We start from the raw sequence: 22,468 nt of genomic DNA on the forward strand, positions 1-22,468 counted from the left end.
CGGGTCAGTCGGTGTGACGGCCATGAGACCGGCCGACACGTGAGGCCGCCCGCCGGACGACGGCCCGTCCCGGCGGCCGCCATCCGGTGGGCACGGCGCCCGGTCGATGGTGGGGAACCCATACCCGTAGCGTCCCGGGACTGATCCGGCACCGTACGGGAGTAGGCAGGGTGACGGCTTCGCCGTCGAGCCCGACGGGGACGACCGGGGCGTCGGCGTGGATGACGACGTCGTCGGGTGTCGCGAGACGGGTCAGGCCATGCGTCTGCCCGCTTCGCAGCCTGGCGGCCGTCTCTGCCGGCGTCTCCGCCCTGGCGGCCAGTACTCCCAGGAGCCCGGAGTCGAGCTGCGCCCGCCTGCCGAGTCCGGCCGGGTCGTCGACCTGGTAGGGGTTGTTGCTCACCAGCACGGCATCCGGCCGGTCCACCGTGAACAGTCCTGCGCGTACCACCAGCTCCGGACCCTCGTGGCGGGCCAGGAACTCCGGGAGGATCCGCACCGTCGTGCCGATCTTGTCCTCCCGATAGGCCGGATCCTGCACCAGAGCGGCATACGCTCCGAACGACACGTTGTTGACGAACACCCGGTCGCCCGCGTACCCGAGATCCACGCGCAACTCGACGCCGTCTGAGAGGGCCTCCAGTGCGACCGAAGGGTCGTCACGGTCCAGGCCGAGATCCATCGCGAAGTGGTTGCGGGTACCCGCCGGAACGACGACGAAAGGCAGGCCGCTCTCCGCGGCCACCGCGGCGACAAGCGCCTGCGTGCCGTCTCCGCCGGCCACCCCCAGCAGATCCGCACCGTCATCCACCGCGCGTCGGGCGACAGCCGCCAGGTCCTGGCGCAGGGAAGGATCGATCAGGAAAACCTGAGCTCCGAACGCCCGGGCTCGTTCCACGATCCGGAAGCGGCCGGCTTTCCCTCCCCCCGAACGCGGATTCACGATCAGGTAGGGCCGCCGCGCGCCGGTCGCCGGCCGCGACGCGCTCTCGCTCATGACACGTACCGCCAGGTCGCACGCATCAGCTCGGCGCACATCACCGGCGACAGCAGGACTGTAGCGATCACGCCTGCGGCTGACGGCGCCGTCTCCCACCGGGCCGACGGTCCTGCGATTGCACCTGCGGCCAGCGTCACCATGACACTTCCTTCGGCAGTTACGGCTTGCGGCACCAGCCTGCAGCTCGGTCTGGGCATCCGCACCTGGGACGGGCGTGGCCCCGTCATCGCCGTGAAAGCCCACCGCCCCGCGGACCGGTCTACGCAGCGCCTCCATCACCGCTTGGCCGACACCGTTCCCGCAACCCGCGTGCGCCGTGGTCGGAGGGGGCGATGCCCGGGACGTGACCGTCGCCAGCCGCCATAGGGGTAGGCGGACACAGCCGGCGCATGCCTCCACCCCGTCTGCATGGATCGCCGCCGACGTGGCCGCGTACGGCTGGGCGGCGCTGGCACCGGTCGCTGGGCCGCCGACTTGCCGCCGCCAGTGGCAGAGGGGGACCGCGGCGAGAGCGCAGGGCACCAGGGCTCACGGACGAGGAGCTCACCCGTTTCCGGTGACTGGGGCCGGGCGCCCGGTGCCCATGGCGTCGCGCGAACCGTCCTCGCCACCATCGGCCTGGTGCTCGCCACCTACGTCGTACTCGTACTCGAGCTGGTGGTCCATGCTCGTCGGGTCTTGATCTGGGCGGTCATCGCGCTGTTGTTGGCCGTCTCCCTTCATCCGGCGGTCGAGGCGCTGCAGCGACGGGTGCCGCGATGCCGACGGTCGGTGGCGACCTTGCTGGTCTTCCTGGCTACTGCCGTGGCCGTCGGCGCGGTCGCCCTTTTCGTCATCCCCCTGGCCCAGGAGGGAAGCCGGCTCGCCGGTCGTCTGCCCGCCATGATCAGGGACGCCCAGGCCGGTCGGTAACTTGCTTCAGCGGACGCACGCTCTGCAGTACGTCCAGCGGCATCAGGCACGGATCCGCGCGTTCGCCACCGGACTGAGTACGCCCGCCCTGAAGTTCATCCGCGGTGCCGCGACCACAGCGACAGGCGCTCACTCTGCGCCCACCGCAGGGGTCGGCCGCTTCGGTGTGAACGGTGAAAACGCCGCCTCGGCCGGCGCTGCCTGAGCAGCGATGAGCGCCTCCGGTGCCCGTCCCGGCGGCAGGGTGTCCGCCTTGGACGGCTTGGCAGCCGCGGTGCTCGACGATCGAGGCGTGGTGGTGGACCGGGGAGCAGAGGATCTGGCGGGGTTTCCCGCCGCCGACGTCCACGGCTGCCCCGTGCGGGAACTGGTGGCCGACCTCCCGGACGACATGAGACGCACGTGCCGGCATTCGGACAGGCACGGCTATGGCACGGGTGCGGACGAACCGTTCGGCGTGGTTCAGCGCACGGGACGTTGGCCGGCCCTGCTCTTCGCCACAGTGGCCGCAGCTGTGGTGATGAGGCGACTTGCCAGTCCCTGAGCGTTGCCTCATCGCACGGTCCACCCGCCCTCGCCTGGCCGGGCGTAGACCACCGCAATCGTCGACCGGCTCACCATTTCCGGTCGCTGCCGGCCTCAGGAGCGTCGACGGAGGCGGCGCGGGAAGAGCGTACGGTGCTGATGCCCGTCACCGCGGCGGACGTGATCCGCAGGGACCGGGCCTACTACAACCGGTACCTTCGGCGAGCGCTCCCCAACCCGCTGAAGGACGCCAAGCAGATGGTGCTCTTCTCGAACGTTCCCGTGGCCGACTCACGGGGCGGGGAATGCGGGTTCCTCAGCAGTGGTGCAGCAAGGGCAGCTCGGACCCGCGTGTACTCGGCGATCAACTCAGGAGGATGACCAGGGTGACCGGACAGATCGAGGTGGAGCGCAAGCGCCAGCTGCTCGACGACGGCGCGGGCCTGGCGGGGCTGCTGGTCGGCTCAGGTTGGGCCGCGGCCGAGCCGGTGACCGAGGTCGACACGTACTACAGCCGACCGGACGTCGACTACATGGAGACGGTGGAGTGCCTGCGGGTCCGCCGGCGGGACGGCTTCGCCGAGGTGACGTACAAGCCGGCGTCGACTGCGGCGACGAGCAGCGCCAGCGGCGTGATCTCGAAGCCGGAGACGAACGTGCTGCTTTCCGGCGGGGAGCAGGCCGCGATGGCTGACAGGCTGCTGGAGTGCATCGGCATGCGGCTGCTGGTCCGTGTGGAGAAGAAGCGGACGGCGTACCGGCATCCGCTGCACCCGGACGTGACGGTCAGCATCGACGTGCCGGCCGGCGTGGGTGCCTTCGTGGAGACCGAGGTGATGAGCAGGGATGCTGCCGCAGCAGCCGCGAGGCTGGAGCAGGTAGAGAAGGAACTCGACGTGATGGGGTTGCCCACCGTCGACCTGCCGTACCGCGACCTTGCGCTCGGCTACGCAGGTGAGGCGTCGACCAGCGTCTTCGAGTCGCAGCCCGCCGGGGTGCGTGGCTTCGTCATCCCGCCCAAGTCCCGACGGTTCCCGTTCCCGGCCGCGACGCCACCCTGCCGGGAGCGGTTGGACTGCAGCGGCCCCCCGACGGCGATCGGGCCAGTGCTGGAGACGCGGCCGTCCTCGCCCTCCCCCCGACGGGGACGGCCGCAACAGACCCCGCCCACCGGACGCACTCCAGGCACAACCCGGTGGGCGGGAACGAAGAAGCCCCAGCCGGGATGTACCCGTCGGCTGGGGCTTCTTCTGCGTCGGTGTTACAGGGGGCGGATGTTCTCTGCCTGCGGGCCCTTCTGGCCCTGCGTGACGTCGAACTCGACCTTCTGGCCTTCCTGAAGCTCGCGGTAGCCCTGGGTGGCGATGTTCGAGTAGTGGGCGAAGACGTCCGGGCCGCCGCCGTCCTGCTCGATGAAGCCGAAGCCCTTCTCCGCGTTGAACCACTTCACAGTGCCCTGAGCCATGTGCCTGTCTCCTTCAAGGGGACTCGTATCGGGTTCCGCACTGTGCGGGACCCGGAGGTGATCGCCCTGGTCCGGAGAGGCGTTGAACAGCAAAAACGCCCGCGATGCGATCACGGGCGAACGGGACTTCGGAACCACGACTGCTGGTCACGACGCTACACCGGCTGGCGGCGCTCGGCCACACGGTTCCGCTCATCGTGGCGCGACACCCTGATGTGCCGCACACGTGCAGCAGCCCGTGAAATCAGCAGGTCAAGGCGGTCGAACCGCATCCCCTGTGCGGTTGGGGGGTGCGGGTGCCGGCCGGGCCCGCTGCACTGAGATGATGCGCTGCCGCGTGATCAACTGGGGAGGGCTCATGAAGGTCACCACCACCTACGAGCAGAACGCCGACGAGAGCTATCGCGGCGTGAAGGCTGGCCTGCGTGCAAGACGGCGCGTGGCGTGGACGTGCTCCATGGTTGTGCTGGCCGGCGGCGTAGCTTACCTCGCGCTTGGACAGATCCCCTTCGGGGTTGCCGCGGTCACATACGGCGTCCTCTTTCCTCTGCTACTCACCGTGCGTGTGAAGCGGTCCATCGCGAAAGCATTGCTCCGATCCCCTGGACCGATGGAAGTTGACTTGAACGAGGACAAGGCCGTCTTCAGGAAGCCGGGTAGTGCGTCCGAAGTGGCGTGGCATCGCTTCGTCAAGCTGGCCGAGACTCCGGAGTTCTTCCTTTTCTACGTCACGAAGCGGATGGTTGTCCCAGTTCCGAAGCGAGCTTTCGAGTCGGCCGAGGTCGCAGAAGTGAGTGCCTTTCTGTCCGCGCAGCCCAACTACGCCAGCTGATCAGTGCGGCTTGGTCGCAAGGGGCACCGATCCGACCTGACCCCGTGGGCCGGCCGCCACTGACAGCCGTCTCCCGAATGCGCCTCACCTGCCGCTGGGTGATGCTGAGGCTATGCTTGAGCGTCGCGTGGTCGTGGGTCCGCCCGGTGAGGGTGGCGGCCGACGTGTCGAGGTCGACAGCGAGACGCTGGGCACCGCCTACAGCCTGCACGACCTGTCGGTGTTCTTGGAGCGTGCCGGCCTGGAGGGCCTGGACGTGGTGGACTTGGTGAGTTCGCCGCTGATCGAGTGGCGGGGTGGCGGGCCGGAGGTGTGGCCAGCCGTGGACTGACGCGCGGCGGTCCCGTTTGACCCCGATGATGGCGTGGCTCCATGGCTCGCCTGCGGCATGGGCCCGACCCGGTCGGCCGATGAGGGCCGACCGGGACGTCGGGCTCAGGTGAGGTCGAACCGGTCGAGATTCATCACCTTGTTCCACGCTGCCACGAAGTCACGTACGAACTTCTCTGCCGCGTCCTGGCACGCGTAGATCTCCGATACGGCTCGGAGTTGGGAGTTCGCACCGAAGATCAGGTCGACGGCGGTGGCGGTCCACTTGACCTCGCCGGTGGCGCGATCCCGGCCTTCGAACACGTTCTCGTCCGTAGCCGACGCCTTCCACTCCGTGCCCATGTCGAGCAGGCTGACGAAGAAGTCGTTGGTCAGGATTCCCGGCCGGTGGGTGAAGACTCCGTGGGGGGACCCCATGAAGCCGGTGTTCAGGGCCCGCATGCCGCCGATCAGCACCGTCATCTCGGGAGCGGTCAGCGTCAGCAGGTTGGCACGGTCCAGCATGAGGGTCTCCGGCGACAGCTTCTCGCCCGCCGGAAGGTAGTTGCGGAAGGCATCCGCCTTGGGCTCCAGCACGGCGAACGACGCCGCGTCGGTCTGCTCCTGCGAGGCGTCCGTACGCCCCGGTGCGAAGGGAACCGTGACGTCGTAGCCGGCTTCCCTCGCGGCCTGCTCGACGGCCGCGCATCCGCCGAGGACGATCAGATCGGCGAGGGAGACGCGCGTTCCGCCGGTCTGGGAGAGGTTGAAGTCCTGCTGGATCCGCTCGAGCGTGCGCAGTACCTCGGTCACCTCGGGGAGGTCGTTGAGCTCCCAGTCCTTCTGCGGTGCGAGCCGGATGCGTGCTCCGTTCGCCCCGCCGCGCTTGTCGGTGCCGCGGAAGCTCGTCGCCGACGCCCAGGCGGTGGTGACCAGCTGGGGGACGGAAAGGCCCGAGGCGATGATCCTGCCCTTGAGGGCGGCGATGTCCTCGTCCCCGACCAGTTCGTGATCGACGTCCGGAACGGGGTCCTGCCACAGCTGCGGCTCGGGAATCCACGGGCCGAGGTAACGCGAGAGGGGCCCCATGTCGCGGTGCAGCAGTTTGTACCACGCCTTGCCGAACGCCACCGCCAGTTCGTCCGGGTTCTCGTGAAACCTCTTCGTGATCGGACCGTAGACAGGGTCCACCTTCAGCGCGATGTCCGTCGTCAGCATCATCGGGGCGTGCCGCTTCGACGGATCATGCGCGTCGCGTACAGCGCTCCTGGCCGCGGGATGCGTCGGAGTCCACTGGTGGGCGCCGGCGGGGCTGCTCGTCAGCTCCCACTCGTACCCGTAGAGGTTGTCCAGGTACCCGTTGTCCCACTTGGTCGGCTCGGTGGTCCATGCGCCCTCCAGACCACTGGTGAGCGCATGGGGGCCCGTGCCGCTGCCGTAGGTGTTCCGCCAGCCGAGGCCCTGCTGTTCGATGGGGGCGGCCTCGGGTTCCGGGCCGATATAACTGGGTTCGACCGCGCCATGACATTTGCCGAAGGTGTGGCCGCCGACGATGAGTGCGACCGTCTCCTCGTCATTCATCGCCATGCGTCCGAACGTCTCCCGGATGTCCACGGCGGCGGCCATCGGGTCCGGGTTTCCGTTGGGTCCCTCCGGATTGACGTAGATCAGTCCCATCTGTACGGCGGCGAAAGGACCGGTGAGTTCCCTGTCGCCGCTGTAGCGCTCATCTCCGAGCCATGTGTCCTCGGGCCCCCAGAAGATCTCCTCGGGTTCCCAGATGTCCTCTCGCCCGAAACCGAACCCGAACGTCTTGAATCCCATGGATTCCATGGCACAGTTTCCGGCGAAGACCAGAAGGTCGGCCCAGGAGATTTTCCGGCCGTACTTCTGTTTGACCGGCCACAGCAGACGGCGCGCCTTGTCCAGGCTCGCGTTGTCCGGCCAGCTGTTGAGGGGGGCGAAGCGCTGTGCGCCGCTGCCGCCACCGCCGCGGCCGTCCGCGATGCGGTACGTTCCCGCGGCATGCCAGCTCATCCGGATGAAGAGCGGCCCGTAGTGACCGTAGTCGGCAGGCCACCAGTCCTGGGATGTCGTCATCACCTCGAAGACATCACGCTTCAGTGCGGCGACGTCGAGGCTCGCGAACTCTTTCGCGTAGTCGAAGTCCTCGCCCATCGGGTTGGCTCGGGGCGAGTGCGGGTGTAGAACCTGAAGATCCAGCTGATTCGGCCACCAGTCCCGGTTCGTCCTGGGCCGTCGAATCGGTGTGGGCGTCGGTGAAGGGATTGCCGGATTCTCGCTTTCACTGCCGGACATGCCCGTCCTTCTTCCTGTCTCGGTGCTCTGCCTGGAAATGTGTTGTCCTCGCGTCCGTATGGTCGCGTACCGCAGACCACACCTCTAATGAAACACGCAGCGCACCCCCGCATGACAGACGAGACGTGAGAGAAGGGGCGGCCTTTCTGTTCCTCTGTCGTAGGGGATTCGGCAAGACCTGGGAGTGGGGTTCAGGGTCAGCTGAAGACCACGGTTCGGTTGCCGTGGATCAGGACGCGGCCCTGGCAGTGCCAGGTGACGGCGCGGGCCGGCGCTAGGCGCTCGGCGTCACGGCCGACGGTGAGCAGTTGGCCGGGGCCGGCTCGAGTCTCCCTTGCGGTTGGCCGGTCGGGTACGCGTCGCCCTGCCCGGCGGCCTTCGCCTGCGAGCGCCCTGCGCAGAGGCCCATCCTGCAAGAGGCATGCCGACCACCGTATGGACCGAGCGCAGAGGGCTGCGGAACCTGCGGGGACCGCGGCCCGCGCGGGGAGCGGGTCCCTGACGAGGCTTGTCGTCGATCTCAACCGGTGCCAGGGATTCGCACAGTGCGTCTTTCTCGTCCCGGACGTCTTCTCCCTCCACGGGAAGAAGCGCTGCTGTTCTCCCCTGGTTTCGACGAGGCACAACGTGACCGGGTGGAGAAGGCCGCTGCCGCCTGCCCGGTGCAGGCCATCCTGGTCGACTACTCCGACGAGCCGACGAAGCGGGTCGAGCCCCATGTCGGCTGACACGGACGTCCAGGTCCCGCGCCGCCAGGGCCGCATCGTCGTGGTCGGTGCCTCGCTGGCCGGTCTGCGCGCGGGGAGACCCTGCGCGAGAAGGGCTTCGCCGGATTCCTGACCATGATCGGCGATGAGCCGTACGAGCCCTATGAGCGGCCGCCGCTGTCCAAGCAGGCGTTGCTCGGGCGGGCACGGCCCGAGGACACCGCGCTGCCGCGGCGACGCGACATCGACGCCGAATGGCGGTCACCGAGGTGGCGCTCCCGGTGAAGGGCACCGGGAAGAACCTCGCGATCGGCAGTGCCCGCGCTGACGTCGTCCTGACCGCCCTGGAGGCCGGGGTGTCGACAAGTACGCCCTGTTCTTTCAGCGGCAGGAGAAGGACACCGACGGCATCGAGAAGCCGTTGTGGCGCACCAGCTGGTCCGCACCCGCCTCCGATGAGTACGAGCGGGTGCACCCGCCGGTCCTACTCGCCCCGGTGGGCGCCGGCCCGGACAGCGCAGTCACCTTGCTGATCACCATGGGAGACAACCCCGAGCGGCTGAACACTGAGGCATCCTTTGCTGTGCTTTGCGGAGTCAGCCCCGTCGAGTATTCGTCGGGCCGTCGGAGCACGCGTCGGCTCAACTACGGCGGCGACCGTCAGGCGAACGCCGCCCTGCACCGCATCGTGTTCACCCGACTGCGCCACGACCCGCGCACCCGGGCGTACTACGAACGCCGCACCCGGGAGGGCAAGACTCGACGCGAGATCGTCCGATGCCTCAGGCGATACGCCGCCCGCGAGGTCTTCAACCTGGGCAGACCGCTTTCCCGCACCCCTGCGCTATAGGGGCGTGTGAGAGCGCCTGTGATACGACGAGGCCCCGCCGGGATCCACCGTGACGAGACTTCTGCGCTCAGCCGATCTCATGATGCGTTCGGTGCCTCACTCGGCCCCTGTTACGGCGATGATTTGTGGGTGCGTTGCGCCTGACTTGCGATCGCAACCGCACACCTGTCCGCATAAGGGATACCCGTGAGCCGACACCACTTCACACCGTGGCGGCAGGGCCGGGAGGCAGGTGAACCGTCATGATCAGGTCGCAGGGCTCGGTGCCGGAGCCGCGGTAGGTGTGCGCCGTGTCGCCGTCGAACGTGGCAGTCTGACCGGCTGCCAGCGGATGCTCGGTCCCGTCGACGATCAGGACCATCCGGCCGGAGATGACGCTGATCGTCTCCACGACCCCGGCCTGATGGGGATGGCTCGCATACTCCTCGCCCGGGCCCAGGCGCCAGCGCCAGACCTCGACCGGCGCCGGGCCGGAGGTCGTCAGGATCAGCCGGGCCTCGCTGCCCTGCTCGCGGCACCCCAGGCCCGTTCCCTCGGCCAAGGAGCAGCACGAGCATGGCGCCGACCTCCCCCCGCCTCCCCTGCCACGACGGCTCAGCGCTGGTCGTCGGCGGGCCCACGGCCGTCCTCGACCTCGGCGGGCTGCGTGTCCTCTTCGACCCGGTCTTCGACGACCCTGGCCCGCACGGCTACCTGACCAAAGCGCCGAGCGGGTGAATCCTGACGGATTCCTCACGCGGGCGGCGGACTGGCCGCGTTCTCAGCCGGTGTGTACGTGGGGGCGTCGGGCGCGGTTCGGTTCCGCCTCGCGCAGTACCTCGCGGGTGACCGGGGCGACTTCGCCCTGGCCGAAGAGGAAGAAGCGCAGGAAGTTGGCGAAGGGGCCGCCCTCGGTCCACTCGAAGTAGATGTGCGGCGTGCAGCCCGTCATGTCGCGGGCGTGCAGGAGGAGGGCCGCCAGGGCGTTGGAGATGGAGGCGGACTCCAGGGTCAGTACCCGGTAGCGGCCGTGCAGCACCTCGCCTCGCACGGTCAGGCCCGCCTCGAACTCGGAGGGGTCGGTGACGGTGACCTCGACGAAGACGAAGTCCTCCTGCTCGGGCATGTCGTTGTCGGCGCGGATCTGCTCGATCTTGTCCCGGTACTGGGCCTTGTCGCGGTGCCCGGGCTCCTTGGCGATGAACCGCATCTTGCGGCTGGCCATGTCGCGGATGAATCGTTCCGCCAGGGGGTCGAGCGTCACGCTGGTCACGCGCAGTTCGAAGGCGCGGGCGAGCCGGGACAGCAGCGAGACCAGGATGATGCCGACGATGAAGCAGGCACCGATCTTCACACCGTCCGGGCGCTCGATGACGTTCACGACGGTGGTGTAGAGGAACACCGCGGAGATCACGCCGAAGCCGATGGTCCACTTGCGCTGCCCGGCCTTGCGCGCCGCGATGGTCACCGCGATCGCCGCGGAGGTGATGAGCACCAGCACGCCGGTGGCGTAGGCGCCGCCCTGCTTGTCGACGTTGGCGTCGAAGATCCAGGTGACCAGGAACGCGACGAGGGTGAAGACGATGACCATGGGGCGCACGGCGCGGGCCCAGTGCGGGGCCATGCCGTAGCGGGGCAGGTAGCGCGGCATCAGGTTGAGCAGGCCGGCCATGGCGGAGGCGCCGGCGAACCACAGGATGGCGATGGTCGAGATGTCGTAGACCGTGCCGAAGGCGCCACCCAGGTACTGGTGCGCGAGGTAGGCGAGGGCACGTCCGTTGGCCGGGCCGCCGGTCTTGAAGTCGTTCTCCGGGATGAGCAGTGTGGTGATGAAGCTGGACGTGATCAGGAAGGCGCTCATGATGATCGCGGCCGTGGTGAGCAGCTTCTTGGTGTCCCGGATCCGCCCGGTCGGCTTCTCCTCGGTGTCGTCCGGGTCGCCCTGGACGTGCGGCATGACGGCGACGCCGGTCTCGAAGCCGGACAGGCCGAGGGCGAGTTTGGGGAACACGATCAGCGCCAGGCCGATCATGACGAAGATGTTGCCGTGCTGCACGGTCAGCGCGTTGGACCAGTCGGTGATCACATGGCCCGCGGTGAGCACGTGGTAGAGGCCGACGATCACGACGACGACGTTGAGCGCGAGGTAGACGCCGACCAGCGCGGTCGCGACACCGATCGCCTCCAGGAAGCCCTTGAGGAACACCGCGCCGAGCAGCGCCACCAGGATCAGGGTGATCAGCATTTGCCGGCCGTGCAGGACGTTCGTCAGATGCGGGTTCTCCACCAGGTGGGTGGAGGCGTCGGCGGCCGAGAGCGTGATGGTGATCAGGAAGTCGGTGGCGGCGAAGCCCAGCAGCGTGAGGACGAAGAGCTTGCCCTGCCAGAAGGACAGCAGCCGCTCCAGCATGGCGATCGAACCCTCGCCGTGCGGGCTCTCCTCGGCGACGCGGCGGTACACCGGAAGCGCGCCGGCCAGGGTGACGATGACGAGCACGATGGTCGCGATCGGCCCGAGCAGGCCGGCCGCGAGGGCCGCGATGCCCGGCTGGTAGCCCAGGGTGGAGAAGTAGTCCACACCGGTCAGGCACATCACCCGCCACCAGCGCTGCCCCTGGTGCGGGGGTTCGGGTGCGGCGTGGGGCCCCGGGTGGCCGCCGTTCTTGCCCATGTCGGACAGGCCCTCCAGCATCCACGTCCGCAGGCGGCTGGTACTGGGAGGGTGTTCGGTGGTGGCCATCGACGCGCTCTCCTGATGTGGGGCTCAGCGTGGGGTTTCGGCCATCACACGGACGGCCGCACCAGCGTAAGCGGAGAGTGACAGCTGAGCCCACGGATCATCTTGCCGGAGGGCGTCAATCTTGCGTTAAGACCGGTGGGGTGAACGCTGCCCGCACATCAAGATCTGAGGCTTCCCCTTGCCCAGAGAGCGACTGCGCCCTATTGGGGAGGGCGCGTTAGGCGCTGAGGTTGCGCCTGCTCCCCACCGGGCTGCCGACGGCGTAGTGGACGTATTCGCGGACCAGCCGGAAGCCGGCCTGCCAGGCCAGGAGACGAGTGGCCCTGTTGTGGACCGAGCAGTTCCAGCTGGGGATGTGTCCCCGAGCGCCGATGTCGACACACAGAGCGTTGACACAGGCCAGGGCCAGGTGGTGGCGTGTTTGACCGGGGGCGGTGTGGACGGCCACGTCCTCGTAGCGGGTGCCGCGGAAGTAGGTGCAGGCCAACGCCTGGATGCGTCCCGTACGGCCTACTGCGGCCCACGCGTGCCCTGAGGCGGCGAGACCGCGCGGTCCGCCCCAGCTGGCCGAGAGCCAGGACGCCTCCGGGCCGAGGACGCGCACGGCGTCGACGTCCGTCGGTTCGAGGCGCCGGACGGTCACCGCGCGCGGGATACCGGCGGGCTGTGGTGCGGCCTGAAGCGTCCAGATCATGCGCTCCCACGGGGTGAGCCGGTCGAAGGCGGCTCCGAGGGCGGGCAGGAAGCGGGCCGGAGCCTGCACCCGGTTGCCGGCGAGCGGGGCGAGGAGGTCCGGCGTCAGCTCCTGAGGACTGCCCCGCAGCACGGCGTGGCCCGCGCACGTGACGGCGACCGCGCTCGGCTGCACCGGCCGGTCACCCCACCAGCGCCCGATGCCCGTCGCCAGCACGTGTTCGCCGATCGTGGCGACGCCGGGTGAGCCGGTCGGAAACCAGCGGGCGAGCGCCCTGGGGTCCGGCGGCGATATCTGGATCATCAACGCCTCGCAGGTAGGGGATGGGACGGGGACCGGGTGGGCGACCAAGGGGTCACTGCTCCCGGTCACCCCCCCTCGCTGGTGGCTCGTTCAGCCCTGGCCGGCCTTGTGGCCGTGGTCGGCCTTCTTCGTGCGGCGGGTCTTCTTCTTGCGGGCGCGCTTGGACATGGACAATTCCCTCTACGCTGAGCGTTCTTCAGGCGGCGCGGCGGACCAGCAGGTCAGCCAGCTTGTTGAGGCGGTTGATCGTGCGGCCCTCGCTGGCGGCCGGGGCCGGTTCGACGCACTCGTCGCGGTCGAAGTAGGCACCGTTGACGACCTCGACGGCCGGGTCGCACAGTCGGACCACATGCGCGGCGCCCTCGGCGGCGGAGACGCCCGCGTAGGCGTAGAGCGGCAGCAGGGCGGTGTCGCAGACGCCCGGGTGGACGGAGACAGCGGTGACGCGCGGGTCGGCCGCGAACACGGTCAGCGCCAGCTGGGACTGGGCGTAGGCGGCGAGGCGGGAATAGCGGCGGGCGCGATGGGGGTCGGCCCACTGGATCGACCCGGTCCGGTGCAGGGAGGAGGAGACGTTGACGACCCGTCCGCCCGGCTCGCTGGTGAGCGACGGCTCCAGCAGGCAGGTCAGCAGGTAGTGGGCGAGGAAGTTGACCTGGAAGGCGATCTCGTTGCCGTCGGCGGTGACGGTGTGCCGTTCCGGGGCGGCCATGCCGGCGTTGTTGACGAGAACGTCGAGGTGCGGGCGCTCGGCGACCACCGTGCGGGCGAGTGACTCGACCTCCTCCAATCGGGAGAAGTCAGCTCCGTACGGCCGCAGTTGGGCGGGCTGGATGCCTGACGTGGCGACCAGGCGGTCTGCCGCCGCCTGCGCCTCCTCGGCGGTACGGCCGTGCAGCAGCACGGTGGCGCCACGCTCGGCGAGCTGCCGGGCCGTCTCGTGACCGATGCCGGAGGTGGCGCCGGTGACCAGGACGGTACGAGAGGAAAGAGCTGAGTCGGACATGATCCCATCCGGGGTTGCGGGCACGCCGACGCCGCCCGGCGAAGGGCGGCGGGCATGCGGTGAGGAAGGTGGAACGAGGGGCGCCGGAGCCGATCACGGCGCCCCTCGAGTCACGGAAAGCGGCGTCGGCGGGGCGCGGCGCCAGCGCGGCATGGCGTCGGCGGGACGCGATACCGGGTGGCGCGGGCGCTTCCGGTCAGCGCGGCTCGCGACGCGACGGCCGAGCGAAGCGAGATGGGGGCACCCCCGGCCGAAGGCTGGGGGAGGGACTCGGCGGCCGGTCGAAGAGGAGCCAGGCGCTGTTCACGATGTCCATGGAAGCCGTCCCGCACTCGCCGGGCAAGCCGGAACCGCGTTCTCTGACGGGGCTCTGACGTGCGCATACGGGACCTTGACGGGCGAGCCAGGACACTGGGCGCGGCTCAGCCAAGGCCGGGCACCTCCGAGATCAGCAGGTCGATCAGCTTGATGCCCACGAAGGGCAGTACGAGGCCGCCGAGGCCGTAGACGAGCAGGTTGCGGCGCAGCAGGTCGTGCGCGGAGGCGGGGGTGTAGCGCACGCCGCGCAGGGCGAGCGGGATCAGGGCCACGATGATCAGGGCGTTGAAGATGATCGCGGAAGTGATCGCGGAGGTCGGGCTGTGCAGGCCCGTCACGTTCAGGGACTCCAGTCCCGGGTATGTGCCCGCGAACATCGCCGGGATGATGGCGAAGTACTTCGCCACGTCGTTGGTAATGGAGAACGTGGTCAACGCGCCTCGGGTGATGAGGAGTTGCTTGCCGATCTCGACGATGTCGATGAGCTTGGTCGGGTTGGAGTCGAGGTCGACCATGTTGCCGGCCTCCTTGGCAGCCGACGTGCCGGTGTTCATCGCCACGCCGACATCCGCCTGCGCCAGGGCCGGGGCATCGTTCGTGCCGTCGCCGGTCATCGCGACCAGCTTGCCGCCCTCCTGTTCCCGCTTGATCAGGGCGAGTTTGTCCTCGGGGGTGGCCTCGGCCAAGTAGTCGTCCACGCCCGCCTCTTCGGCGATGGCGCGGGCGGTGAGCGGGTTGTCACCGGTGATCATCACTGTGCGGATGCCCATGCGGCGCAGCTCGGCGAAGCGTTCGCGGATACCGTCCTTGACGACGTCCTTCAGCTGGATCACGCCGAGGGCGCGCGGCCCGTCCCAGTCGTGCACCGCGACCAGCAGCGGTGTCCCTCCGGCGGCGGCCACGGCGTCGGCGTACCTGCGTGCCTCGGACGGGACCTGGCCGCCGTACATCTGCACCCAGTCGATGACCTGCTGGGCGGCGCCCTTGCGGATGGCGCAGACGGCTCCGTTGTTCCAGCGCAGGTCGACGCCGCTCATGCGGGTCTGCGCGCTGAACGGCACCCAGCGGGCGTTCGCCAGCTCGGCCTGGGCGGGGGCCCGCAGGCCGTACCGGTCCTTGGCGAGGACGGCGACGGAGCGGCCCTCGGGCGTCTCGTCGGCCAGCGAGGACAGCTGGGCGGCGTCGGCGAGCCGGCGTTCGTCGATGCCGGGCAGCGGGACGAAGGCGGTGGCCTCACGATTGCCGAGGGTGATGGTGCCGGTCTTGTCGAGCAGCAGGGTGTTCACGTCACCCGCCGCCTCCACCGCGCGGCCGGACATGGCCAGCACGTTGCGCTGCACCAGCCGGTCCATGCCGGCGATGCCGATCGCGGACAGCAGGGCGCCGATCGTCGTCGGGATGAGCGTGACCAGCAGCGCGACCAGCACGGCTGTGGCCTGGGCGGCGCCCGCGTACTCGCCCATCGGCTGCAGGGCGACCACCACCAGCAGAAAGATGATCGTGAGCGAGGCCAGCAGGATGTTCAGAGCTATCTCGTTCGGGGTCTTTTGCCGGGAGGCGCCTTCCACGAGCGCGATCATCCGGTCAAGGAAGCTGTGCCCGGGGCGTGCGCTGACTCGTACGACGATCCGGTCGGACAGCACCGTCGTACCGCCCGTGACCCCGCTGCGGTCTCCGCCGGCCTCCCGGATCACGGGAGCCGACTCGCCGGTGACGGCGGATTCGTCCACTGCCGCGACACCGTCGATGACATCGCCGTCCGCCGGGATCATCTCGCCCGCCTCGACCAGCACGACGTCCAGCGGTTTCAGATCGGTGGCGGCGACGGCCTCGGTGCGGGCGGTGGCCGGGTTCGTGCCGTAGCTCCAGTGCTCCAGCCGCAGCGCGACCGTGTCCGTACGGGCCCGGCGCAGCGACTCCGCCTGCGCCTTGCCGCGGCCCTCCGCGACGGCCTCGGCCAGGTTGGCAAAGACGACGGTCAGCCAGAGCCAGAGACTGATGACCCAGGTGAAGACGGCCGGATGCAGTAACGCCGACAGCGTGGTGAGGACAGCGCCGACGGAGACGACGAAGAGTACGGGGTTCCTCACCAGGACGCGCGGGTGCAGTTTGCGCAGCGCCTCGGGCATGGAACGGACGAGCTGGGCGGGCTCGAACAGCCCGCTCCGGGCGCGCCGCCTCGGCCTTCGCTCCGGTCCGGTCCGGGCTCCGCGCGCGGGGCGTGACGGTGGGGCCTTCTCAGGGGCAGCGGGAAGCATGGACACCTTCGTGTCTCGACGGATGACAGGAACGGAGGCGTGACGGGGACGTGGCCACGGGACCGTGCGGCGCCGGGGCCCGGCGCCGCACGGCGGCGCACGGACGCCAGCACGGGACGACGTAAGACGTCGTGCGCGGATGCCTGCCCCTCGGACACGCACCGGACCGCCTTCGCGCCGCTTCGGAGCGGGGACTCCTTCAGTCGTGGGGGCCGCTGACGTCCGCGGCCCCCTCGGCGGCCGACAGCGAATCTAGCCCCGTTCCCCTTCACGACCGCCCTGTTCGGCGGGGAATTGGCGGTACTCATACGGCCCGTGCGGCGGCGCCGTCAAAGTGCCGTCAAACAAAGCCGAGAAATCATCAGGGACCCGTCAACGGCAGCCGTCGATGGCCGAATCCCGCCGCAGACTGACCACCAACGGGGGACGGGCGACCGTCCGTGGCAGTGACGTTGGAGGGACCGTGACTCTCACGGCCGGATCAGCGCAGGGTCCTCGGACCGAGCAAGGAGCACCGCCACGGAGAGAGGTGGTCGTCCAGCCCGGGGGCAGCCTCGGACCGGGCCGGCGAGGGGGTTCGCGGACGGCCGGACCGGGTCCGGGGCTGCGCCTGTGGCAGCGGACCGAGGCCGCGCGGGCCGCTCTGCGCCGCCGCTACTGGGCCACCGTGCCCGCACGGCTGCGCCTTCTGCGCGCGGCCACGGTCCTGCTCACCGTCGGCGTCGCCACACTCCTGCTGGTGGCCGGGCTCGGCGCCCTCGGCACCTGGAGCAGCGTGGCCGACCGCGACGCGCCCCGCACCACCAGCGCCGCCGACCTCGACCTGGCCCTGAACGAAATGGACGCCCAGGCCGCCAACATCCTGCTGTCGAGCGGCGACGCGGGGAAGGGGCGGCTGCAGACGCCGTACACCAAGGCCGTCGGCTTCTACGGCGACGCCCGACGCGAGATCGGCCATGATCTGCGCACCCTCGCCGTCGCCGCGCAGGGCAGCAAGGCCGACGAGAAGACCGTGGAGTCGCTGACAGACGACTTCGCCGAGTACCAGGAGCTGATCGGCCGGGCCCTGGAGAACGACGGCCACCACGGCGGCAAACCGGCTGCCCTCGCCGACTACCGGCGCGCCACGGACCTACTGCGCACCCAACTCTCGCCAGCCGCCGGCAATTTGGTGTCTTCCAACGACGCGTCCTTCGAAGCCGAGTATTCCTCGGCGCGCTCCACCCTCTCTGCGCAGCTCGCCGCCGTCCTCGCCCTTGGCGTGCTCTTGCTGGCCGTGCTCGGCGTCCTGCAGTGGTACCTCGCGCGCAGCTTCCGGCGCATCCTCAACCCCGGTGTGCTGGCCGCCACCGTCTGCACCCTGCTCGCGGTGGCACTCGGCTCCAAGGCGCTGTCCGCCTCCGCCGATCACCTGCGCGTGGCCAGGCACGACGCCTTCGACTCCGTCGTCGCCCTCTCCCGCGCCCGCGCCATCGCCTACGACGCCAACGCCGACGAGAGCCGCTACCTGCTCGACCCGCAGCGCCGCACCCAGTACGAGGACTCGTTCCTCGCCAAGTCCCAAGCGCTGTACGGTCTGAAGGGCGCCACGCTGTCGACGTACGACGACGAACTGGCCACCACCTGGCGGGCGTACCGGGCCGACCACCACGACCTGCGCTTCACCGGCGAGTTCCGCCGCGAGCTGGACAACATCACCTTCCCCGGCGAGCGGGCCGCCGCTGAGAAGGCGGTGGGCACCTACGCCGTCTACCAGCGCGACGACCGGAAGATGCGCGCGCTGCTCGCGGCCGGCAAGGAGCGCGAGGCGGTCGAGTTCTGCATGGACTGGGCGCCGGGCACGTCCAACGCCCACTTCGGCGCGTGGACGGCTGCCCTGGACCAGGTGGCGGGCATCAACCGGGCCCACTTCACGTCCTCCGTCGACGGGGGCCGCTCAGCGCTGAACGGCCTGCTGCCCTGGGCGGGCGGCCTGCTGGGCGCGGCGATGCTCCTGACCGTGCTGGGGCTGCGGCCACGGCTGGCCGAGTTCCGCTGAGCTGCCATAGGGCAGCTGCCCGCACCCCATCGGGCCAGGGCACGTCAAGGCGGTGTCAAGGTCCCCGGCACCGCCGCCAAGAAATCGCTAACACTCACGCCGAACGCTCCGTGAAGCGGCTTTCTTGGAGGAGGAACCTTACCGAGAAGGGGAGTTGGATCAGTGAGCGGAGCGCGTCGACGGCGATGAGTGACGTACGGTCCGGACGGCTGAAGGTCTACCTCGGGGCGGCCCCAGGCGTCGGCAAGACGTACCGGATGCTCGACGAGGGACGGCGCCGCGCCGCCCGCGGCGCGGACGTGGTCGTGGGCTTCGTGGAGTGCCACGGGCGCCCGCACACGCAGGCGATGGTCGACGGCCTTGAGGTCGTCCCTCGCACGTCCTGCACCTACCGCGGCGGAGACTTCCAGGAGATGGACCTGGCCGCGGTCCTCGGCCGCCGCCCGCAGGTGGCGATCGTGGACGAGTTCGCCCACAGCAACGTCCCCGGCGACGGCCGCAACGCCAAGCGCTGGCAGGACATCGAGGCCCTGCTCGACGCCGGCATCGACGTGATCACCGCGGTGAACATCCAGCATCTGGAGTCCCTCAACGACGTGGTCGAGAAGATCACCGGGGTGCCGCAGCACGAGACGGTGCCCGACGAGGTGGTCCGGCGGGCGTGGCAGATCGAGCTGGTGGACATGCCGCCCGAGGGCCTGCGCCGCCGTATGGCACACGGCAACATCTACGCCCCCGAAAAGATCGACGCAGCGCTCGCCAACTACTTCCGGCCCGGCAACCTCCAAGCCCTGCGCCAGCTCGCGCTGCTGTGGGTGGCCGACCGGGTGGACGAGGCCCTGCAGGAGTACCGCTCGCAGCACGGCATCGGCGGGGTCTGGGAGACCCGGGAGCGGGTCGTCGTCGCCCTGACCGGCGGCCCGGAGGGGGACACCCTGGTCCGGCGGGCCGCCCGCATCGCCGACCGGTCGGCGGGCGGCGACCTGCTCGCCGTACACGTGGCCCGCAGCGACGGCCTGGCCGGTGGGGTCTCGGCGGCCTCACTGGCCCGGCAGCGCCGGCTGGTGGAGGACCTCGGCGGCAGCTACCACTCCGTGGTCGGCGACGACGTGGCCACCACCCTGGTCGAGTTCGCCCGGGCCGAGAACGCCACCCAGCTGGTGCTCGGCACCAGCAGACGGGGCCGGCTGACGCGGTTCCTGACCGGGCCCGGCACGGGGGAGACAGTGACCGAGCTGTCCGGGGACATCGACGTGCACCGGGTCACCCACGAGCGGGCCGGACGCGGCACCCTGCTGCCCTCGCGCCGTCGAACGCTGTCGACGGCGCGGCTGATCGCGGGCCCGGTGGCCGGACTGGTGCTGCCGGTCCTCCTCACCACGGTCCTGGCCCAATTGCGGGGCACGCTGAACCTGACCAGCGAGGCCCTGCTGTTCCTGCTCGCCGTGGTGGGCGTGGCCTGCATAGGCGGGGTCGCTTCCGCGGTGATCGCGTCGGTGACGGCGTCCCTGCTGCTCAACTACTGGTTCATCCCGCCCATCGGCGCCTTCACCCTGGACGACCCGAACGCCCTGGTGGCCCTGACGGTGTTCGCGGTCGTCGCGGCCACCGTCGCCGCCGTCGTCGACCGGTCCCTGCGCCTGGGCCGCCGTTCCGCCCGGGCGACCGCCGAGGCTGAGACCATGTCGTCCCTGGCCGGCAGCATCGTGCGCGGGGAAGCGACCATCCCGGCCCTGCTGGAGCGGACCCGCGAGACCTTCGGCATGGAATCGGCGGACCTGGTGGACGAGCCACCGGACGCGACGGCCGGGGTGACGGCCGTGCCAGCGGGCCCCGGCGCGTACCTGGTGCTGCGCGGCCGTACCCTCTCCGCCTCCGAGCGGCGGGTGCTGGCCGCGTTCGCCGCGCACGTGGGATCCGCGGTGGAGCGGGCACGGCTCGCTGAGGCGGCGGCCGAGGTGGAGCCGGTCAAGGCTGCCGACCGGCTGCGTACGGCCCTGCTGCGGGCCGTCGGCCACGACCTGCGCACCCCGCTCGCCGCAGGCTGGGCCGCGGTCACCTCCCTGCGCAGCCGGGACGTCGAGTTCTCCCTGGAGGACCGTGAGGACCTCCTGGCCACCGCCGACGAGTCCATGGCCAAGCTCAACCGGCTGGTGGAGAACCTTCTCGACCTCAGCCGGCTGGAGGCCGGCGCCCTTACGCTGAACCTGCGAGAGACCTCCTTGGAGGAGGTGCTGCCGATGGCGCTGGCGGACGTGTCGGAGGTCGAGGTGGCGGACGTGGAGGACATCCCGGCGGTGCTGGCGGACCCGCCGCTGCTGGAGCGGGTGATCGCCAACCTGGTCGGCAACGCCGCCCGTCACAGCCCGCCCGGGAAGAGGGTGCTGGTCACCGCCAGTGCCCTGGCCGGCCGGGTGGAGTTGCGGGTGGTGGACCGGGGGCCGGGGCTTCCACCCGAGGGCCGGGAACGGCTCTTCGAGCCCTTCCAGCGGCTCGGCGACACCGACAACACCACAGGACTCGGCCTTGGGCTGGCCCTCGCGCGGGGACTGACCGAGGCGATGAACGGCACCCTCAGCCCCGAGGACACCCCCGGCGGCGGACTGACCATGGTCGTCTCGCTGCCGTTCGCGGCACGCACGGCGGGTGCCGAACCGACCGAGCAGAGCGTAGGAGGTGCGTGATGAGCACTGTGCCCGGCATCTGGAAGCTGCACCGCAGGCGGGGAAGCCAGTCTGCGCGGCCCTTGCCGCTGCGGGACCGGCTCGCCCTGACGGCGGGCCTGGCCGCCCCGTTCCTCGTGGCCCTGGCACTCGTCCCGTTCCGTACGAGCCTCACGCACACGAACGCTGCCCTTGTCCTCGTCGTCGTGGTCGTCGCCGTGGCCGCCCTGGGCAGCCGTACGGCGGGTGCGGTCGCGGCACTGTCGGCGGCGGCCTGGTTCGACTTCTTCCTCACCCGGCCGTACGAGACCTTCGACATCACCGCCTCGGCGGATATCGAAGCGGCAGTGCTGTTGCTGGTCGTCGGCGTGATCGTCGCCCAGCTCGCGGCCCGGGCCCGTCGGCTGGAGGTCATGACGGTGACCGACGCGGACCACCTCGCGCGGATCCATCGGACGGCCGACCTCGTGCAGTCCGCCAACTCGGCGGACATCGTGGTCGACCACGTCCGAGGCGAGCTGACCGGCCTGCTCGGACTGCGCGGTTGCCGCTTCGAGTACGGCGCGCTCCTGGGCCGCCCGCCGCGCCTGGAGAAGGACGGCGGCGTGACGGTGGGCCGTCGCACCTGGAACCCGGACACCGACGGGTGGCCGGAGGGCGAGATCGAGCTGCGCGCGTACGGCAACGGCCACTACCTCGGCCGCTTCATGCTCACCCCCGGCCCGGGACCGGTGCCGCCGCTCCAGGCCCGGCTGGTCGCCGTCACCCTTGCCGACCAGACGGGTGCCGCACTGGACACGGCGGGACCAGCACGCGGGGGATGAGGCCGGACATCGCGGAAACAGTACGGGGGCGTGAAGCCGGGCGCGCCGGATTCCCTGACCCATGACGGGCGTACAGCCGCATCCGGCAAACCGCAGGGACTGAGTCGTCCTAGTCCAGGCCGGACGCCTTGAACACGGCCCGTGCCGTCTCGCGGTCCACGCGGATCGAAAGGCGGCGCAGCGCGGTCTGGCCGCACAGCAGCAGTCCGTCGTCCGCCGCCTGCTGCGCGCCCTCGTTCAGGCAGGACCACAGCTGCGGGTTGCGTACCAGGACCTCGGGGCCGATCTCGACGCGACCGCCCAGGGCGTCCGCAGCAGGAGCCGCTGGGAGATGCCGTCCAGGCAGCGGACCGACACCAGCAGGTCCGTCCGCACCCGTCGCTCGCACACCAGCCGGCTCGAGGCCAGCCAGTTCCCGCCGGCGGACACCCGGGCTGGATACAGCACGACGAAGAGCAGCCCCGCGAGCGCGACCCACAGGGCGGTGCGCCACAGGGCGATGCGGCCGGGCCCCCAGTCGGTCAGCAACAGCAGGGTGAGCAGCGAGCCGGCGCAGCGGACGGCGCTCCACAACTCCCGCGTCCATTCCAGGTCGGCCGCCGCCTCACCTGACTCATCGGGGCGTCCCATGGAGCAGACGGTAACGACCTGCGGAATCGGAACCGCGGACCTTGATACGGCTCTGACGCCGGACAGCCGTCAAGGTCGCGTCAAGGTCGGGCGGTC

General features: G+C 70.1%; 18 protein-coding genes and 3 pseudogenes. 11 read left to right on the forward strand and 10 right to left on the reverse strand.

Going from position 1 to position 22,468, the window contains the following annotated elements:
* Nucleotides 1-4: 4 nt before the first annotated feature.
* Entirely contained in the window at nucleotides 5-997 is a 993-nt protein-coding gene (locus ACZ60X_RS06275) for a diacylglycerol/lipid kinase family protein (protein WP_469593927.1), read from the reverse strand.
* 624 nt (nucleotides 998-1,621) lie between these two features.
* On the opposite strand from ACZ60X_RS06275, the gene ACZ60X_RS06280 reads away from it, so the two are divergent.
* From ACZ60X_RS06280 to ACZ60X_RS06290, 3 genes are all read left to right on the forward strand, one after another.
* Nucleotides 1,622-1,912 (forward strand): AI-2E family transporter, encoded by a 291-nt coding sequence (locus tag ACZ60X_RS06280; RefSeq protein ID WP_469593929.1) that lies wholly within the window; start codon nucleotides 1,622-1,624, stop codon nucleotides 1,910-1,912.
* 253 nt (nucleotides 1,913-2,165) lie between these two features.
* The gene (locus ACZ60X_RS06285) at nucleotides 2,166-2,456 is read left to right on the forward strand and encodes a hypothetical protein (RefSeq protein WP_469593932.1); all 291 of its coding nucleotides are present in this window, start codon (nucleotides 2,166-2,168) and stop codon (nucleotides 2,454-2,456) included.
* Nucleotides 2,457-2,823: 367 nt separating this feature from the next.
* A complete protein-coding gene (locus ACZ60X_RS06290) occupies nucleotides 2,824-3,777 on the forward strand; it encodes a class IV adenylate cyclase (RefSeq protein ID WP_469593934.1) in 954 nt (317 codons plus the stop codon).
* On the opposite strand, the gene ACZ60X_RS06295 is transcribed toward ACZ60X_RS06290, so the two are convergent.
* Nucleotides 3,699-3,902 carry a cold-shock protein gene (locus ACZ60X_RS06295; protein WP_469593936.1) on the reverse strand — a complete coding sequence of 68 codons (204 nt, stop codon included), beginning with the start codon at nucleotides 3,900-3,902 and terminating at the stop codon, nucleotides 3,699-3,701. The genes ACZ60X_RS06290 and ACZ60X_RS06295 overlap by 79 nt on opposite strands.
* 358 nt (nucleotides 3,903-4,260) lie before the next feature.
* On the opposite strand from ACZ60X_RS06295, the gene ACZ60X_RS06300 reads away from it, so the two are divergent.
* Entirely contained in the window at nucleotides 4,261-4,734 is a 474-nt protein-coding gene (locus tag ACZ60X_RS06300) for a YcxB family protein (protein WP_469593939.1), read from the forward strand.
* Between the two features lie 112 nt (nucleotides 4,735-4,846).
* Complete coding sequence (locus tag ACZ60X_RS06305; RefSeq protein ID WP_469593941.1) at nucleotides 4,847-5,065, forward strand: hypothetical protein; 219 nt, start codon at nucleotides 4,847-4,849, stop codon at nucleotides 5,063-5,065.
* Between the two features lie 104 nt (nucleotides 5,066-5,169).
* Here ACZ60X_RS06305 and katG read toward each other — a convergent pair whose 3' ends face one another.
* Nucleotides 5,170-7,362 carry a catalase/peroxidase HPI gene (katG, locus tag ACZ60X_RS06310; RefSeq protein ID WP_469593944.1) on the reverse strand — a complete coding sequence of 731 codons (2,193 nt, stop codon included), beginning with the start codon at nucleotides 7,360-7,362 and terminating at the stop codon, nucleotides 5,170-5,172.
* 498 nt (nucleotides 7,363-7,860) lie between these two features.
* On the opposite strand from katG, the pseudogene ACZ60X_RS06315 reads away from it, so the two are divergent.
* The 3 pseudogenes from ACZ60X_RS06315 to ACZ60X_RS06325 all read left to right on the forward strand — a co-directional run.
* A pseudogene (locus ACZ60X_RS06315) lies at nucleotides 7,861-8,090 on the forward strand (ferredoxin).
* Nucleotides 8,080-8,330 (forward strand): annotated as a pseudogene (locus ACZ60X_RS06320) (FAD-dependent oxidoreductase); the annotation flags it as partial. The pseudogenes ACZ60X_RS06315 and ACZ60X_RS06320, both read left to right, overlap by 11 nt.
* A gap of 226 nt (nucleotides 8,331-8,556) precedes the next feature.
* A pseudogene (locus ACZ60X_RS06325) lies at nucleotides 8,557-8,919 on the forward strand (transposase); the annotation flags it as partial.
* Nucleotides 8,920-9,121: 202 nt separating this feature from the next.
* On the opposite strand, the gene ACZ60X_RS06330 reads toward ACZ60X_RS06325, so the two are convergent.
* The 6 genes from ACZ60X_RS06330 to kdpB form a co-directional block, all read right to left on the reverse strand.
* Nucleotides 9,122-9,655, reverse strand: coding sequence for a cupin domain-containing protein (locus ACZ60X_RS06330; protein ID WP_469593946.1), 534 nt, complete (start codon nucleotides 9,653-9,655; stop codon nucleotides 9,122-9,124).
* 24 nt (nucleotides 9,656-9,679) lie between these two features.
* Nucleotides 9,680-11,638 (reverse strand): APC family permease, encoded by a 1,959-nt coding sequence (locus tag ACZ60X_RS06335; protein ID WP_469593950.1) that lies wholly within the window; start codon nucleotides 11,636-11,638, stop codon nucleotides 9,680-9,682.
* A gap of 217 nt (nucleotides 11,639-11,855) precedes the next feature.
* Nucleotides 11,856-12,635, reverse strand: a complete 780-nt coding sequence (locus tag ACZ60X_RS06340; RefSeq protein WP_469593953.1) for a GNAT family N-acetyltransferase — start codon at nucleotides 12,633-12,635, stop codon at nucleotides 11,856-11,858.
* Nucleotides 12,636-12,725: 90 nt separating this feature from the next.
* Nucleotides 12,726-12,803 carry a hypothetical protein gene (locus tag ACZ60X_RS06345; RefSeq protein ID WP_469594414.1) on the reverse strand — a complete coding sequence of 26 codons (78 nt, stop codon included), beginning with the start codon at nucleotides 12,801-12,803 and terminating at the stop codon, nucleotides 12,726-12,728.
* Between the two features lie 28 nt (nucleotides 12,804-12,831).
* On the reverse strand, nucleotides 12,832-13,641 hold the full coding sequence (locus ACZ60X_RS06350) for an SDR family NAD(P)-dependent oxidoreductase (RefSeq protein ID WP_469593956.1): 810 nt from the start codon (nucleotides 13,639-13,641) through the stop codon (nucleotides 12,832-12,834).
* A 422-nt stretch (nucleotides 13,642-14,063) separates the two neighbouring features.
* A complete protein-coding gene (gene kdpB, locus ACZ60X_RS06355) occupies nucleotides 14,064-16,217 on the reverse strand; it encodes a potassium-transporting ATPase subunit KdpB (protein WP_469593959.1) in 2,154 nt (717 codons plus the stop codon).
* Nucleotides 16,218-16,746: 529 nt separating this feature from the next.
* Between kdpB and ACZ60X_RS06360 the strand changes: the two genes are divergently transcribed.
* The 3 genes from ACZ60X_RS06360 (at nucleotide 16,747) to ACZ60X_RS06370 (ending at nucleotide 21,742) form a co-directional block, all read left to right on the forward strand.
* Nucleotides 16,747-18,255, forward strand: a complete 1,509-nt coding sequence (locus ACZ60X_RS06360; protein WP_469593962.1) for a hypothetical protein — start codon at nucleotides 16,747-16,749, stop codon at nucleotides 18,253-18,255.
* A 185-nt stretch (nucleotides 18,256-18,440) separates the two neighbouring features.
* Entirely contained in the window at nucleotides 18,441-20,939 is a 2,499-nt protein-coding gene (locus ACZ60X_RS06365) for an ATP-binding protein (protein WP_469593965.1), read from the forward strand.
* Nucleotides 20,939-21,742 (forward strand): DUF4118 domain-containing protein, encoded by an 804-nt coding sequence (locus ACZ60X_RS06370; protein WP_469593968.1) that lies wholly within the window; start codon nucleotides 20,939-20,941, stop codon nucleotides 21,740-21,742. The genes ACZ60X_RS06365 and ACZ60X_RS06370 overlap by 1 nt, the downstream gene beginning before the upstream one ends.
* Before the next feature lie 237 nt (nucleotides 21,743-21,979).
* On the opposite strand, the gene ACZ60X_RS06375 is transcribed toward ACZ60X_RS06370, so the two are convergent.
* Nucleotides 21,980-22,372: a hypothetical protein gene (locus ACZ60X_RS06375; RefSeq protein WP_469593972.1), complete on the reverse strand. Its 393-nt coding sequence runs from the start codon at nucleotides 22,370-22,372 to the stop codon at nucleotides 21,980-21,982.
* Nucleotides 22,373-22,468: the final 96 nt, after the last annotated feature.

Source organism: Streptomyces sp. NPDC104106, from assembly GCF_055584345.1.